Below are 15,012 nucleotides of genomic sequence, written 5' to 3' on the forward strand. Positions count from 1 at the left end.
TCCAGCACGTCCGCTGCACGGCGCCGCGCAATCGTGCGACGCTCGGCACGGATTCCATTCATCGGGCTGACCGTGTCCCCATCCCCTTCCCGTCCGCTGCAGGGCGACGCCGCGCTCGTGCGTGCGATCGGCGTGTTCGCGCTCGCCGCGGCCGTCAGCAACTCCACCGTCGGCGGCGGCATCTTCCGCATGCCCGGCGCGCTGTCGGCGCAGGTCGGCAGCGCCGCGCCGCTCTCGCTGATCGTCGGCGCGTTCGCGATCATCCCGATCGCCCTGTGCTTCGCCGCGGCGGGCAGCCGCACGCATGCCACCGGCGGGCCGTACACCTATCTCTCCGTCGCGTTCGGGCCGTTCTTCGGCTTCGTCGCGGGTGCGCTGATGTGGATCAGCCACGTCGCCTCCAGCGCGGGCGTGGCCGCGTCGTTCGCCGAGCAGGTCGCGAACCTCGAGCCCGCGTTCGCCGCGCCCGGCGCGCGGGCCGCGTTCATCATCGGCACCTACGCGCTGCTGTTCGTGCTGAACGCGTTCGGCGTGAAGCTCGGCGCGCGTGCGGTGGCCACGCTGGCCACCGTCAAGCTGGCGCCGCTGGTGCTGCTGGTGCTCGGCGGGCTCGCCTTCGTCGACTGGAGCGCGATCAGCTTCAGCCCGGCCGACGTGCCGTCGATCAACGCGCTCGGTGGCTCGCTGGTGCTGGTGATGTTCGCCTACTCCGGCATGGAGACCGCGCTGGTGCCGTCGGGCGAGTTCAGCGATCCGGCGAAGAACGTGCCGCGCGCGACGGTGGTGGCGATCCTGCTCGTGGTCGCGCTGTACCTCGGGCTGCAGATCGTCGGCCAGGGCGTGCTCGGTGCGGCGCTCGCCACCAGCGAGGTGCCGCTGGCGGACACCGCGGGCGCGCTCATCCCGGCGGGCCGCACGCTGCTGCTCGCCACCGCGTGCGTGTCGATGGGCGGCTTCCTGCTCGGCAACCTGCTGGGCTCGTCGCGCCTGCTGTTCGCGCTGGGTCGCGACGGCTACCTGCCTTCGGCCTTCGGCAGCGTCAGCGCGCGCCATCGCGTGCCGCTGCTGGGCCTCGCGACGCATGCCGCGCTGGCCTGCTTCCTTGCCGTGCGCGGCAGCTTCGACGCGCTCGCCGCGGTGTCGGGCGGCGCGATCTGCATCGTCTACGCGGTGGTCGCGCTCGCGGCGTGGCGCCTGCAGCAGCGCGGCATCGCCGAGCGCGGCACGCCGTTCCGCATGCCGGGCGGCGCCGTCGTGCCGCTGATCGCGGCGGCGATCATGACCGCGATCCTGTTCACGCTCGCGCCGGCCGAGTGGCGCGCGATCGCGATTTCGCTCGGCGTGCTGGTGGTCGTCTACGGCGTGCTGCACCTGATGCGGCGCGGGCATGCGCCCGTGCCGCAGGAGTAACGACGCCCACCGTCAGCGCAGCATCTCCGCATGGTGCGAGAGGTGCTCGCCGATGAAACTCGCGATGAAGTAGTAGCTGTGGTCGTAGCCCGGGCGCAGGCGCAGGTCGAGCGGATGGCCGACGGCCTCGCAGGCCGCGCGCAGGCGCTCGGGCTGCAGCTGCGACTCGAGGAATTCGTCGGCCAGCCCCTGGTCGACGAGCAGAGGCAGGCGCTCGCGCGCATGCTCGATCAACGCGCAGGCATCCCAGTGGAGCCAGGTTCCGCGGTCGTCGCCGAAGTAGGCGGTGAACGCCTTCTCGCCCCAGGGCACGTGCGACGGCGCGACGATCGGCGAGAACGCCGACACGCTGCGGTAGCGCCCGGGATTGCGCAGCGCCAGCACCAGTGCGCCGTGCCCGCCCATCGAATGCCCGCTGATGCCGCGCGCGCCGCTCGCCGGGAAATTCGCTTCCACCCAAGCCGGCAGCTCGTGCACCACGTAGTCGTGCATGCGGTAGTGCGCGTTCCACGGCGCCTGCGTCGCATTGACGTAGAAGCCGGCGCCGATGCCGAGGTCGTACGACTCCGCGTCCGCCACGCCCTCGCCGCGCGGCGACGTATCCGGCGCGACGAGGATCAGCCCGAGTTCGGCCGCGCACCGCTGCGCGCCGGCCTTGGTGATGAAGTTCTGCTCGTTGCAGGTCAGGCCGGAAAGCCAGTACACGACCGGGCACGGCCCCTGCAGCGCCTGCGGCGGCAGGTAGACGCCGACGCGCGTGCGCGTGCCGAGCGTCGCCGAGTCGATCTCGTAGACGTCCTGCCAGCCGCCGAAGGACGCGTGGCGCTCGACACGCTGCATCAGTAGTGCACCACGCTGCGGATGGATTCGCCCGCGTGCATCAGGTCGAAGGCGCGGTTGATGTCGTCGAGCGGCATCGTGTGGGTCACGAACGGCGCGAGTTCGATGTCGCCGCGCATCGCGTCCTCGACCATGCCGGGCAGCTGGCTGCGGCCCTTCACGCCGCCGAAGGCCGTGCCCATCCACTTGCGGCCCGTCACCAGCTGGAACGGCCGCGTGCGGATCTCCTGACCGGCGCCCGCGACGCCGATGATCACGCTCTGGCCCCAGCCGCGATGCGCGCATTCCAGCGCCGCGCGCATCACCTCAACGTTGCCGATGCATTCGAACGAATGGTCGACGCCCCAGCCGGTCATCTCGACGATCACCTGCTGGATCGGCTTATCAAAGTCCTTCGGATTGACGAAGTCCGTCGCGCCGAATTGCCGCGCCATGTCGAATTTGGACGGGTTCGTGTCGACCGCGATGATCCGGCCGGCCTCCGCCTGCCGCGCGCCCTGGATCACCGCCAGGCCGATGCCGCCGAGGCCGAACACCGCGACCGAATCGCCCGGCTGCACCTTGGCCGTGTTGTGCACCGCGCCGATACCCGTGGTGACGCCGCAGCCGAGCAGGCAGACGTGCTCGGGGTTCGCCTCCGGGTTGACCTTCGCGAGCGAGACCTCGGCCACCACCGTGTACTCGCTGAACGTGCTGCAGCCCATGTAGTGATGGAGCGGCTGGCCTTCATAGGAAAAGCGCGACGTACCGTCCGGCATCACGCCACGGCCCTGCGTCGCGCGCACCGCCACGCAGAGATTGGTCTTGTTGGACTTGCAGAACAGGCACTCGCCACATTCGGCGGTGTAGAGCGGAATCACGTGGTCGCCCGGCTTCACCGACGTCACGCCCTCGCCCACCTCGACCACGATGCCCGCGCCTTCATGACCCAGTACGACCGGGAACAGGCCTTCGGGATCCTCGCCCGACAGGGTGAACGCGTCGGTGTGGCAGACGCCGGTGTGGGTGATGCGCACCAGCACCTCGCCCGCGCGCGGCGGCGCGACGTCGATCTCGACGATCTTCAGCGGTTCGCCCGGGGCGAAGGCGACGGCGGCGCGGGATTTCATCGAAGGTGGCTCCGTAAGGGGACGCCGCATCGTAGCGGCCCGTGCGCGCCGCGGTGTTCCATCGGCGTGAGGCTCAGTCGCCCCAGTTCCACTCGACACCGAGGGTGAGCGCGCGTCCGGCACCCGGCTCGAAGTAGCGGCCGTTGGCATCGTTGACGATGACCGAGCCGACGTAGCGGCGGTCGAGCAGGTTGGCGACGCCGAGGTAGACGCGCCCGTGCTCGCGGTCGCGCTGCACGCGCCAGCCGATGCTCGCGCCGACGACCGTGTAGCCGTCGGTGCGCACGTCGCCGGCGGTGGTCGCGCCCACGCCGCCCACGTGCTGCGCATCGAGTTGCCACTGCAGGCCGTTGTCGCTGCCGCGCCGCAGCGCGGCGAACGCCTGCGAGCGGGGCACGCCGGTCAGCGGCGTGCCCGCCGCGACATCGGCCACCGGCGCGCGGCAGCCGCTGCCGACGCAGGCCGGGAACGTCGAACGGAATTCGGCATCGAGCCAGGTGCCACCGAGGTCGAACCGCCACGCGTCGCCGAACGGCAGGCGCAGCGCGCCTTCGATCCCGCGTCGCCGTGTCGGCCCCGCGTTGCGGAACGAGGTGCGGCCGCCGATGCTGGTGTTCACGACCAGCTCGTCGCGCGTGTCCGACTGGAACAACGCGACCTCGCCGCGAACGCCGCCGCGCGCGAAGCGCGCGCCGAGCTCCGCGTTGCGCATGCGCATCGGCCGCAGCGCGAAGTTCAGGCCGCTGCCGCCATCGCTGCGGTAGCCGAGTTCGTTGAACGTGGGTGTCTCGAAGCCGCGGCCCAGCGCGCCGTAGAACGACACGCCGCGTGCCGGCCGCCACGTCGCGCCGATCACCGGCGACACCGCCGAATAGCGCACGCGGCCGCTGTCGTCCGGGTTGTCGGCGGTGACGTAGGCATCGTCGGACTCGAACGTGACGCGGCTGGCGCGCAGGCCGCCGCTCACGCTCCACGCGGGCGAGAGGTCCCACGTGGCCTGCAGGTACGGATCGACCGAGCGCACGCGGTCCTGCTGCTCGGCGCGCCGCGCGCCGCGGATGCCGACATCGCTGCCCACGAAGTTCTCGTAGCCGCGGCGCGACTGCCGCTGCTGCTCGAGATCGACGCCGAGCACCACGTCGAGCGGACGCGCGGCGACGTCGCGATGCCAGCTCCAGCGCGCATCCACGCCGGCGAACGGCGAGTCGAGGTCGATCCAGCCGCCCGCGCTCAGCGGGCTGCGCTGCGCCTCGGGCGGCGTCGACAGCACCTGCTCGACATGCCGCCGGCCGCCGTAGGCGAGCACGTGCAGGCCGCCGCGATCGTAGACCGCGCCGAGCTGTGCCTGCTGCGCGCTCTTGCGGGTGTCGAAGCGCAACGCGCCAGCGCTGGCCTGCCGGGGATCGGCCTCCACCTGCTCGCGCGTGAGCCCCTGCGGATCCAGCGTGTCCGGTGCGTCGAATGCATTCGCCACGAGCGTCAACCGGCCCTCGCCCAGCGGCAGGCCCAGCTTCGCGTTGACGCCGCGGCGCGTGGCCGCGCTGTGCTCGCGGTAGCCGGAGGTCGAGAACCGCGACGCGCCGATCGCATAGTCGACGTCCCCCGCCGCGCCGCGCAGGTGCACGCCGAGCCGGCGGGACGCGAAGGTTCCGATCGAGGCGTCGACGCCCGCGCGCGTCGGAGCGCCGCCGTCCGCCGTCTCCAGCAGCACCACGCCGCCGGCGCCGTTGCCGTACAGCGCCGCGAACGGCCCGCGCAGCAACTCGATGCGCGCGGCGTCGCCGAGCGGAAAGTGCGAGACCTGGCCCTGGCCGTCGGGCATCGTCGCGGGGATGCCGTCGACGTAGAGCCGCACGCTGCGGATGCCGAAGCTCGCGCGCGTGCCGAAGCCGCGGATCGAGACCTGCTCGTCCTGCGCGAAGTTCTGCCGCGTGCGCGCCAGTACGCCCGGCACGGTCGCGAGCTTTTCCGAGAGCGTGGCGCCGTTGCCCGCGGTGTCGAGCGCATCGCCGTCGAGCACGCTCACCGCGGCGGGCGTGCGCTCGATCGCGCGCGGCGCGCGCGTGGCGACGACCTGCACGCGGTCGAGCGTCGCGGGGTCGGTGGGCACGGCGTGGGATTGGGCCTGGGCGACGCCGGCGACGGCGAGCAGGCAGAACGGGATCGGTCGGGTCACCGGCGAAGGGTAAGCGCGCATCGCCGGCGGGTGCGTGAGCGGTCGTCGCGCGCCTGGCGGCCGTACGCCGCCTGAATGTCGCGCGCCGGCGCGGCGACGGCGCCTGCCGTTTTCACCTGCGCTTGAAAACCCGCGACCTAGCGTCCGCTCACACGCAACGGATGGGGACGCCACGATGCACGCAACGACCGAGACCGCCGCACGCCCGTCGACGACCGCCACGCTGCCCGCCGCGCCGGTGCGCAAGGCGCGCGCGTCCGACGAGCTGTACGAGTTCCGCCGCTACAACTACGCCGACGGCTGGGACAGCGACGACGCCGCGCTGGGCTGGGTCGACGACGAGATCGTCAGCGCGAAGTCGCGTCGCCTGCACTGACCACCCCCACCGGGCGCTCAGCCGCGATGCTCGAGCGCCAGGTACTCCGCCGACTGCATCTCGATCAGGCGCGAGGCGGTGCGCTCGAACGCACCGCTGAGCCTGTCGCCGCGGTAGAGCGCCGTCGGGTCGGCATCGGCGGTGCAGACCAGGTTGACGTGGCGGTCGTAGAGCTCGTCGATCAGGTGCACGAAGCGGCGCGCGGGGTCGGCGCGGGTGTCGTCGAGCCGGGGGATGCCGCCGACCAGCACGGTGTGGTGCTCGGTCGCGATCTCGATGTAGTCGCTGGCCGCGCGCGGGCCTTCGCACAGCGCCGCGAAGTCGAACCAGGCATGGCCCTCGATGCAGGCGCGCACCGGGATGTCGCGGCCCTCGATGTGCAGCGGCGCATGCGGGACCGGCGGGTGGCCGGTGAGTTCCTGCCAGCGCGTGGCGAGCCAGGCGTCCGACCCGGCATCGAGCGGCGCGCGGTACACCGGCGACTTCGTCAGCGCGCGCAGCCGGTAGTCGGTCGTGCTGTCGAGGAACAGCACGCGCGTGTTCGCTTCCAGCAGGCGGATCGCGGGCAGGAAGCGCTCGCGCTGCAGGCCGTCCCTGTAGAGGTTCGGCGGCGCGGTGTTCGAGCTCGTGACCAGCGCCACGCCCTCGGCGAACAGGCGCTCGAGCAGGCGCCCGAGCAGCATCGCGTCGCCGATGTCGTTGACGAAGAACTCGTCGAGCACCAGTACGCGCAGCGAGCCGCGCCATTCCTTCGCGATGAGCGCCAGCGGATCGCTCTCGCCGGCGTGCCGCCGCAGCGCCTCGTGCACCTCGCGCATGAAGCGGTGGAAGTGCGTGCGCTGCTTTTCCGCGAACGGGAGCGATTCGTAGAAGAGATCGATCAGGAAGGTCTTGCCGCGACCGACGCCGCCCCAGAGGTACAGGCCCTGCGGTGCGGGCGGGCGCTTGCCCGACAGGCGATCGAACAGGCCGAGCTTGGGCGGATCGAGCAGCGCGGCCTGCAGCCGGTCGAGCTCGACCAGCGCGGGCTGCTGCGCCGGATCGAACTGCCAGCCGCCGCGCGCCACGCCGTCGGCATAGCGCTGGGAGGGCGTGCGCGGCTCAGCCATGCGCGGCGTCGAACGAGGGCAGTTCGGCGCGCACGCCGTCCTGCATCGCCTGGCGCAGGTCCATCAGCTTGCCGTGGAAGAAGTGGCTCGCGCCGGGCAGGCGGATGATCGTCGGCGGCTGGCGCAGCTCGGACAACCGCGCGAGCCAGTCGTAGACGCGCGCGGGCTCGACGATCTCGTCGGCCTCGCCCTGGATCACGAACCACGGGCCGGTGTAGAGCCCCATCGCGTCGAAGTCCCAGCTGCGGCCGGCCGGCGGCGCGATCGAGAACAGCAGCGCGGGCTGCAGCGCGTCGGCCATGCGCAGCGAGACGTAGGCGCCGAAGCTGAAGCCGCCGAGCCAGAGCGCGGCATCCGGTCGCTCGCGCCGCACCCACTCGACCACCGCACGCAGGTCGTCGGACTCGCCGACGCCGTTGTCGAAATCGCCGGCGCTGTGGCCGACGCTGCGGAAGTTGAAGCGCACCGTGGTGGCGCCGAGCTCGCGCAGCGCGCGCGCGGCCATCGTCACCACCTTGTTGGAGAGGCTGCCGCCCTCGGTGGAGAGCGGGTGGCAGAGCACGGCGACGACGTCGCGTGCCGGCACGCCGGCCTCGGGCATGTCGACCACCGCCTCGAGCGGGCCGGCGGGGCCCTCGAGCATCAGGCGGACCACGCCGCCGGGCGGTGCGTCGGGAAAGGGGGGCATCGGCATGGGGACAGGCTACGCGGCGGGGCGTGGAAACGACGACGCCGCCCGGAGGCGGCGTCGTGGCGGAAGGCGCGGGGCCTTACTTGAGGTTGGCCAGCATCCAGTCGACCGTGGCCATGACCTGCTCGTCGGTCAGCGCCGGGTTGCCACCCTTGGCCGGCATCACGCCCGCGCTGCCCTGGAAGCCTTCGATCGCATGCTTGTGCAGCGTGTCGACGCCCTTGGGAATGCGCGCGGCCCAGTGCGCCTTGTCGAGCGTCGGCGCGCCGCCGGCGCCCGAGCCGTGGCAGCCCGAGCAGAGCTGGCCGAAGATCACCGAGCCGTCCTTGGTGCCGCCGTAGGCGACCTGCGAAGCGGCGGCCGCGGCGGCGGCGGCCGAGGCGGCGGCCTGCTGCGCGGCGCCGGTCTGGCCCGCGTAGACCGCGCCGGTCGGCGCGATGCGGTCCTCGGTGAGGCGCGTCATCGCCGGGTCGCGCTCGGCCGGCAGCGAGCCGTTGAGGTAGAGCGCCGCGAGGATGAGGCTGATCATGACGATCAGCAGGAAGCCGATCATCATCGAGAACTTCTTCAGGAACACCATGTCGTAATTGCGCACGATCCACCTTGGGCGCGCCCGGGGCGCGCGGGGCCGGTTTGGGGTCGGCGGTGGACGCGACGCGCCACCGGGCCGGGAAGTTTATCACCGGCCCCGCGGCGGCGGACCGCTCAGGACATCGGGTTCGGCGGGGGCGGCGGATCGCCGGGCAGGGGGATGAATTCGTCGTGGTCGAGGTCGGGCAGCTTCATGCGCCCGGCGCGCCAGTCGGCCTTGGCCTGCTCGATGCGCTCGCGCCGCGAGGACACGAAATTCCATTCGAGGAAGCGCGGGCCCAGCGGCTCGCCGCCCAGTGCCATCACCGTGACCGCGCCGTGCGCGACGAGGTCGGTCGCGCGACCGGTGGCGAGCACGGCCATGTGCCCGGCGGCCACGCGCTGCCCGTCCACCTCCACCTCGCCGCGGGCGACGAACACCGCGCGGTCGGCGTGCTCGGCCGGCAGCGCGAAGCGCGCGCCGTCGGCCAGCTCGAGGTGCAGATAGAACAGCGGCGACGCGACCGGCACCGGCGTCGTCAGCCCGAGCGCGCTGCCGGCGATCAGCCGCCCGTGCACGCCCGGCTCGCCGAACGCAGGCAGCTGCGCGGCGTCGACGTGCACGAAGCCGGGTTCGGCTTCCTCGTCCGCCTCGGGCAGCGCGACCCAGGCCTGCAGGCCGTCGACGTGGTCGCCCTGCGCGCGGGCCTTCTCGAAGCGCTCGGAATGGGTGATGCCGCGGCCGGCCGTCATCCAGTTGACCTCGCCGGGGCGGATCGGCTGCTCGGAGCCGACGCTGTCACGATGCACGATCTCGCCGTCGAGCAGGTAGGTGACCGTCGCCAGGCCGATGTGCGGATGCGGGCGCACGTCGACGGTGCGCGGGATGCCGGCGGGCAGGTCGGCCGGACCCATGTGGTCGAAGAACACGAACGGGCCGACGGCGCGCTTGAGCACGGCCGGCAGCACGCGCCCGACCTCGAAGCCGCCGAGGTCCTTGCGGCGGGCGGGGAGCACGAGCTCGATCATCGCGGAGTCCTCGGTCGGGCGGTCCAGCGTACCGCCGCGGGCCGCACCCGCGCCTCGGCCGCCGGAACGGCCTGTTGCGTGCGTCGCCGCGCGCGCACAATGCGGCCATTCCGGGGGGAGCGTCGATGATCGAAGTCGAGGGACTGACCAAGCGCTACGGCGACTTCACCGCCGTGCATTCGCTTTCCTTCGCCGTGCGGCCCGGCGAGGTGATGGGCCTGGTGGGCCCGAACGGCGCCGGCAAGACCAGCACGCTGCGCTGCGTGGCCGGCATCATCCCGGCCACCCTCGGCACGGTCCGGCTGGGCGGCATCGACCTGGCGAAGGATCCCGTCGGCGCCAAGCGCACGATGGCCTTCATTCCCGACGAGCCGCGGCTGTTCGAGTACCTCACCGTGGCGCAGCACCTCGCGTTCGTCGCGCGCCTGTACGGCGTGGGCGACTACCGCGCACGGGCCGAGTCGATCCTCGCGGACCTCGACATGGCCGACAAGCAGGCGCTGCTGCCGGGCGAGCTGTCGCGCGGCATGAAGCAGAAGCTGGCGATCGCCTGCGGCCTGCTGCACGCGCCGACCGCGGTGATCTTCGACGAGCCGCTCACCGGCCTGGACCCGCGCGGCATGCGCCGCATGAAGGACGTGATGCGGGGCCTGGCGGCGCAGGGCGCGGCGATCATCCTCAGCTCGCACCTGCTCGGGCTGGTCGAGGAGGTCTGCACGCACCTGCTGATCCTCAAGGACGGCCGCGCGATGGCCGACGGCAGCGTCGCCGACGTGCGCGCGCGCTTCGCCGGCGACGACGGCTCGAGCCTGGAGGACGTGTTCTTCCGCGCCACCGGCGACGAAGACGTCGCGCGGCCATGAACGACGTCGCGCGTGCGCTGGCGTACATGCAATGGCATTCGCTGGCCGGCCGCGTCCGCCAGCGCGTGCGCCGGCTGAAGCAGCCGAAATACCTCGTCGGCGCGATCGCCGGCGCCGCCTACATGTACTTCTTCGTCTTCCGCCATTTCCTCGGGCGGCCGGGCGGGCACGGCGGCGCGCGCTTCGCGCAGGTGCCGCCGGAGTTCCTCGGCGTGGTGGCGCCGATCGCGGCGGTCGGGCTGCTGCTGGTGCTGGCGTCGGCGTGGCTGCTGCCGAGCGATCGCGCCGCGCTGCGTTTTTCCGAGGCGGAAACCGACTTCCTGTTTCCCGCGCCGATCTCGCGCACCGGGCTGATCCACTTCAGCGTGCTGCGCGCGCAGCTCGCGATCTTCGTGTCGGTGTTCCTGATGTCGCTGCTGCTGCGGCGCGGCGGCGCGGTCGGCATCAACCCGCTGCAGTACGCGACCGCGCTGTGGCTGGTGTTCGCGACGGTGCGCCTGCATTACCTCGGCGCGTCGTTCACGCGCGAGCGCCTGCTCGACGTCGGCATCCGGCCGATGTGGCGGCGCGCCGGCGTCGCCCTGCTGTTGCTGGCGCTGCTCGCGGCGGGCATCGGCTGGGCGCGCACGCAGCCCGCGCCGCCCGTCGCCGGCGGCGCGCGCGCGATCGCGGCCTGGGTGGCGGCACTGCTCGGCCACGGTCCGGTCGCCGTGGTGCTGGCGCCGCTGCGCTGGATCGTCGCGCCGCTGCTGTCGACGACGGGCACCGCGTTCCTGCGGGCGCTGCCGGGCGCGGTCGCGTTGCTGCTGCTGCACTACGCGTGGGTGGTGCGCTCGCAGGTCTCGTTCGAGGAAGCGTCGATCGCGCTGGCGAAGAAGCGCGCGGAAACGCGCAGCGCGATGCGCGACGGCCGGATGCGCTTCGGGCGCAAGGCCGCGCGCGCGCGCCGGGCGCCGTTCGCGCTCGCCGCCCGCGGCCCGGCCCCGACGGCGTTCCTGTGGAAGGGCCTGATCTCGGCGGGGCCGTTCTGGCGCGTGCGCACGCTGGTCATCGCGACGGTCGCGGCGGTGGTGCTGACGCAGTGGCTCGGCGCGTCGCCGACCTACCGGCCGCTGCTCAAGGTGGTCGGTGCGATCGCACTCGGCGTGGCGGGCTGGGGCACGCTCGCCGGGCCGATGCTGGTGCATCGCGGCCTGCGCGAAACGCTCGACCGGCTCGACGTGCTGCGCGCCATGCCGCTGCGCGGCTGGCAGATCGCGCTGGGCCAGCTGCTCACGCCGGTGGCGATGCTGGTGCCGGCGCAATGGGTGTTGCTGCTCACCGCGGGGCTGGCCTTTGCCGGGTCGTCGTCGCCGGGCTGGCTCACGCCCGGCATGCTCGCCGCCATCGCGGTGGCGGCGATCGCGCTGGCGCCGACCATCTGCCTGCTGATGCTCTGCGTCCCGTTCGCCGGCGTGCTCCTGTGTCCCGGCTGGTCCGCCGGCGGCCGCGGCGGCGGCGTCGACGTGATGGGCCAGCGCCTGATCTTCGGCGGCGTCTACCTGCTCACGCTGGCGACCGCGCTGCTGCCGGCGTCGCTGGTCGCGGGTGCGCTGCTGTTCGTGATCCGCGCGCTCGGCAGCATGCCGCTGGCGGTGGGCGTCGGCGCGCTCGCCGCGGCCGCGGTGCTCGCCGCCGAAGTCATGCTGCTGGTGCGCTGGCTGGGCGGTCGCATCGAACGCTTCGACGTCTCGACCGAGATGCGCTGACGCCCCCGGCGCCGACTCAGAAGAGCCAGCGCAGGCTCGCCTGCACTTGCGTCTCGTGCTGGCGCGCCTCGCGGCCCTCGAGCCGGCGCTGCGCGCGTGTGCTGTCGATGTGCAGCACCTCGCCCGTCACGCGCAGGTCGTCGCGCGGTCGCCAGCCCAGCGCCAGGGTGAGCGCGCGGCCATGCTCGTCGCCGGTGGCGGGCTCCAACGCCGGCGTGCGCGCGGTCCGGAACAGGTCGACGCGTGCGGCCGGGCGCCAGCGGCCCGCCTCGCGCGCGGCCATCAGGTAGCCCGCCGCGAAATGCGTATCGAGCCGCAGGCCCGGCGCCGGCTCGACGATCGTGCTGCCGCGCATCAGCTGCGCGAGCAGCGCGTACTCGCCGAAGCGGCGCTGCCCGCCCGCGCTCCAGAAGCGCGTGCGCCAGGCGTAGAGCTCGCGGCCGGCGTAGTCCACGTCGCGCGTCGGATCGGCGCGGTTGTCGTAGACGAGCAGCGTCGCGCGATCCTGCGCCGGCGTGCGCCAGTCGAGCAGCGCGTACGCGCCGAGGCGATGGTCGATCTCGAGGAACGGGCGGAAGTACACCGGCGCGGTCGTGCCGATGCCCGGCGCAAAGGCATCGGGCTCGCGCAGCCGCGCATCGAGCCCGGTCACCAGGTCGTGCATCGCCCAGCCGCGGGTGGCCAGCAGCTCGCCGGCGGGATCGTTCTTCGCGAACAGGCCGAGGCCCGCGGCCAGCGTGCCGCGCATGCCGCGATGCTCCAAGCGGCCTTCCGCACCGAACGTGCGCAGCTCCTCGCCGACCCACGTATCGATGGCCGACGGCGTGAGCGTGTAGGGACTGGTCCAGCCGAGCGCGTCGTTCTCCAGCGAAACCGGCGCGAAGAACATGCCCGCCTTCAGCGATGCGCGCCACGGCGTGGTCGACACCGGGCGCCAGCGCAGCGATGCATCGATCACGTCGAGCGGATGGCTCGACCCGGGCACGTACTGCGCGCTGGCGGTCGCCAGCAGCGACGGCGTGGCCTGCCAGTCGGCGACGAGCGCGCCGCCGCCGGTGAGGCCGTCGTTCGCCGCGTCGGTGCGCGCCTTGCCGAGGCCGCCGCCGACCCAGCGGTCGTCGTCGCCGTGCATCGACACCGCGCGCAGGTCGACGAAGCCGTGCAGCTGCAGCGCCTGCGCGGAGGCGTGGCCGGCGACCAGCACGGCGAGCAGCGCGCAGGCCGCGATGCGTCTCATGCGTCCATTGCCTGCACGCCGCGCGCCGCGACGAACGCGGCGAGCGCCCGTGCGTCCATCGGCCGCGCGATGGTGAAGCCCTGCGCCTGGTCGCAACCCATCGTCGCCAGGTGCGCGAGCGCGACCGCGTCCTCCACGCCCTCGGCGGTGACCTCGCAGCCGAGCGCATGCGAGAGCTCGACGATCGAGCGCACGATCACGCGGTCCTGCGCGGACCCGGCCAGCGGCGTCACGAACGCACGATCGATCTTCAGTTCCTTCACCGGCAGCCGGCGCAGGTAGGCGAACGAGGACTGGCCGACGCCGAAGTCGTCAATCGACAGCGCGATGCCGTGCGCGGCCAGCGCATGCAGCACCGGCAGCGCGGCGTCCGGATCGCGCATCAGTGCGCTTTCGGTGATCTCCAGCACGATGCACGCGGCCGGCACGCCGTGCGCGGCGAGCAGCCCGGCGACGTGCCGCGGCAGCGAGGCGTCCTCGAGGTCGCGCGCGGAGATGTTGAGCGAGAGGCGCAGGTCGAGCCCGGCGGCCTGCCAGCGCGCCGCCTGCGCGATGCCGGCGGCGAGCACCCAGCGCGTGAGCCGGCGGATGTGGCCGGTCTGCTCGGCGAGGCCGATGAACGCGTCGGGCGCGATCGCGCCGAGCCGCGGATGCGTCCAGCGCACCAGCGCCTCGACGCCGGTGACGCGGCCGTCGGCCAGCCGCAGCTTCGGCTGGTAATGCAGCGCCAGCGCGTCCTGCTCGATCGCGCGCTGCAGATCGCCCATCAGCGACAGGCGCTCGGGGCGGTGCGGATCGGTCGCGGCGTCGTACACCGCCACCGCGTCGCCGCCCCCGAACGCGGCCATCAACGCGACGTCCGCGCGGCGCAGCAGGTCCGCGGCGTCCACGCCGTGCAGCGGCGCGAGCGCGATGCCGACCGCCGGCACCAGGTCGAGGCGGATGTCGGCCTCGCGGTAGGGCTCGGCGAGCGCGTCGAGCACGCGGCTCGCGCACTCGACCGCGTCCTGGCGCGACGCCGCCGGCAGGAAGATCGCGAACTGGCCGTCGGTCGCGCGCGCGAGCAGGCCCGTGGACGGCGCGGCGAGGCGTCGGCCGATGTCGCGCATCACGCGGTCGCCGACGGCATGGCCGAGCGTCTTGACGATGTCGGCCGCGCGCTCGAAGCCGACCATCAGCAACGCCGCCTCGCGCTCGGGCGTCGCGTCGATGAGCTGCTGGATGCGCGCTTCGGCCGCGCCGCGGTTGGCGAAGCCGGTGACGGGATCGTGCGCGGCCTGGTGCAGGATGCGCGCCTCGCGCTCGCGGATCGCCGCGGCCATCGCATCGAAGGCGGTGGCGAGCGCGCCCAGTTCGTCGCCGCGCGCGTCGAGCCCGAGCGGCGCGTAGTCGCCGGCCTCGATGCGCCGCGCCGACGCGGCCAGCCGTTCGACCGGCCGCGACACGCCGCGCGCGATCAGCCACGCGCCGGCGAGCCCGACCAGCAACCCCAGGCCCAGCAGCGCGCCCCAGGCGAGCGCGACGCCGCGGTACGGCTGCAGCGCGGCGTCCACCGAATAACCGAGCAGGGCGACCACCGGCGCGCTGCGGCGCGAGCGTTCGATCGGCACCGCCTGCAGCACGTACTCGCGCGCGCCCACGCCGACCACGCGCGGCGAGCGCGGCAGCGTGTCCAGGCGTGGCGCCACCGCGTCGACCAGCTCGCCCGCGCCGCCGTGCGCGATCGCACGCCAGCGTCCGCGCTCGAGCGTGGCCAGCACGATGTCCTTGGGCAGCGCCGACTGCGCCTGCAACCGCGCGAGCAGCGCATCGTCCACCGGCACCGCGGCGGCGATGAAGCCGACGAGGTCGGGC

13 protein-coding genes are annotated in these 15,012 nt (G+C 73.2%); 4 read left to right on the forward strand and 9 right to left on the reverse strand.

Features of this window, described 5'->3' with window-relative positions; genetic code table 11:
• Positions 1-72: 72 nt before the first annotated feature.
• Positions 73-1,410, forward strand: coding sequence for an APC family permease (locus E4F61_RS02310; protein ID WP_162301369.1), 1,338 nt, complete (start codon positions 73-75; stop codon positions 1,408-1,410).
• A gap of 12 nt (positions 1,411-1,422) precedes the next feature.
• On the opposite strand, the gene fghA is transcribed toward E4F61_RS02310, so the two are convergent.
• From fghA to E4F61_RS02325, 3 genes are all read right to left on the reverse strand, one after another.
• Positions 1,423-2,250 (reverse strand): S-formylglutathione hydrolase, encoded by an 828-nt coding sequence (gene fghA / locus E4F61_RS02315; RefSeq protein ID WP_133477945.1) that lies wholly within the window; start codon positions 2,248-2,250, stop codon positions 1,423-1,425.
• Positions 2,250-3,359, reverse strand: a complete 1,110-nt coding sequence (locus E4F61_RS02320; protein ID WP_133477947.1) for an S-(hydroxymethyl)glutathione dehydrogenase/class III alcohol dehydrogenase — start codon at positions 3,357-3,359, stop codon at positions 2,250-2,252. Before E4F61_RS02320 ends, fghA begins: the two co-directional genes overlap by 1 nt.
• A 73-nt stretch (positions 3,360-3,432) precedes the next feature.
• A complete protein-coding gene (locus E4F61_RS02325; RefSeq protein WP_238382768.1) occupies positions 3,433-5,535 on the reverse strand; it encodes a TonB-dependent receptor family protein in 2,103 nt (700 codons plus the stop codon).
• A gap of 175 nt (positions 5,536-5,710) precedes the next feature.
• On the opposite strand from E4F61_RS02325, the gene E4F61_RS02330 reads away from it, so the two are divergent.
• The gene (locus E4F61_RS02330) at positions 5,711-5,911 is read left to right on the forward strand and encodes a hypothetical protein (RefSeq protein ID WP_133477951.1); all 201 of its coding nucleotides are present in this window, start codon (positions 5,711-5,713) and stop codon (positions 5,909-5,911) included.
• 17 nt (positions 5,912-5,928) lie between these two features.
• Here the strand turns inward: E4F61_RS02330 and zapE are convergent, their stop codons facing one another.
• The 4 genes from zapE to E4F61_RS02350 form a co-directional block, all read right to left on the reverse strand.
• On the reverse strand, positions 5,929-7,020 hold the full coding sequence (gene zapE, locus E4F61_RS02335; RefSeq protein WP_133477953.1) for a cell division protein ZapE: 1,092 nt from the start codon (positions 7,018-7,020) through the stop codon (positions 5,929-5,931).
• Positions 7,013-7,714, reverse strand: a complete 702-nt coding sequence (locus tag E4F61_RS02340) for an alpha/beta hydrolase (protein WP_133477955.1) — start codon at positions 7,712-7,714, stop codon at positions 7,013-7,015. The genes zapE and E4F61_RS02340 overlap by 8 nt, the downstream gene beginning before the upstream one ends.
• Before the next feature lie 76 nt (positions 7,715-7,790).
• On the reverse strand, positions 7,791-8,306 hold the full coding sequence (locus E4F61_RS02345; protein ID WP_133477957.1) for a c-type cytochrome: 516 nt from the start codon (positions 8,304-8,306) through the stop codon (positions 7,791-7,793).
• A 110-nt stretch (positions 8,307-8,416) separates the two neighbouring features.
• Positions 8,417-9,310, reverse strand: a complete 894-nt coding sequence (locus tag E4F61_RS02350; protein WP_133477959.1) for a pirin family protein — start codon at positions 9,308-9,310, stop codon at positions 8,417-8,419.
• Between the two features lie 125 nt (positions 9,311-9,435).
• Here E4F61_RS02350 and E4F61_RS02355 point away from each other — a divergent pair, with 125 nt between their 5' ends.
• Positions 9,436-10,173, forward strand: coding sequence for an ABC transporter ATP-binding protein (locus E4F61_RS02355; protein WP_133477961.1), 738 nt, complete (start codon positions 9,436-9,438; stop codon positions 10,171-10,173).
• On the forward strand, positions 10,170-11,921 hold the full coding sequence (locus E4F61_RS02360) for a putative ABC exporter domain-containing protein (protein WP_133477963.1): 1,752 nt from the start codon (positions 10,170-10,172) through the stop codon (positions 11,919-11,921). The genes E4F61_RS02355 and E4F61_RS02360 overlap by 4 nt, the downstream gene beginning before the upstream one ends.
• 16 nt (positions 11,922-11,937) lie before the next feature.
• On the opposite strand, the gene E4F61_RS02365 is transcribed toward E4F61_RS02360, so the two are convergent.
• Entirely contained in the window at positions 11,938-13,158 is a 1,221-nt protein-coding gene (locus E4F61_RS02365; RefSeq protein ID WP_133477965.1) for a hypothetical protein, read from the reverse strand.
• A partial coding sequence (locus tag E4F61_RS02370; RefSeq protein ID WP_133477967.1) for a putative bifunctional diguanylate cyclase/phosphodiesterase occupies positions 13,155-15,012 on the reverse strand: 1,858 nt, incomplete at its 5' end. The genes E4F61_RS02365 and E4F61_RS02370, both read right to left, overlap by 4 nt.

The sequence above is a fragment of the Cognatilysobacter segetis genome (assembly GCF_004359965.1).
Classification (GTDB): Bacteria; Pseudomonadota; Gammaproteobacteria; order Xanthomonadales; family Xanthomonadaceae; genus Cognatilysobacter; species Cognatilysobacter segetis.

Excerpts from the sequence above, each read along its gene's own strand:
- E4F61_RS02355 (WP_133477961.1), top strand. The coding sequence starts at position 9,436 with ATGATCGAAGTCGAGGGACTGACCAAGCGCTACGGCGACTTCACCGCC.
- zapE (WP_133477953.1), bottom strand. The coding sequence starts at position 7,020 with ATGGCTGAGCCGCGCACGCCCTCCCAGCGCTATGCCGACGGCGTGGCG.
- fghA (WP_133477945.1), bottom strand. The coding sequence starts at position 2,250 with ATGCAGCGTGTCGAGCGCCACGCGTCCTTCGGCGGCTGGCAGGACGTC.
- E4F61_RS02360 (WP_133477963.1), top strand. The coding sequence starts at position 10,170 with ATGAACGACGTCGCGCGTGCGCTGGCGTACATGCAATGGCATTCGCTG.
- E4F61_RS02340 (WP_133477955.1), bottom strand. The coding sequence starts at position 7,714 with ATGCCGATGCCCCCCTTTCCCGACGCACCGCCCGGCGGCGTGGTCCGC.
- E4F61_RS02320 (WP_133477947.1), bottom strand. The coding sequence starts at position 3,359 with ATGAAATCCCGCGCCGCCGTCGCCTTCGCCCCGGGCGAACCGCTGAAG.
- E4F61_RS02365 (WP_133477965.1), bottom strand. The coding sequence starts at position 13,158 with ATGAGACGCATCGCGGCCTGCGCGCTGCTCGCCGTGCTGGTCGCCGGC.
- E4F61_RS02350 (WP_133477959.1), bottom strand. The coding sequence starts at position 9,310 with ATGATCGAGCTCGTGCTCCCCGCCCGCCGCAAGGACCTCGGCGGCTTC.
- E4F61_RS02330 (WP_133477951.1), top strand. The coding sequence starts at position 5,711 with ATGCACGCAACGACCGAGACCGCCGCACGCCCGTCGACGACCGCCACG.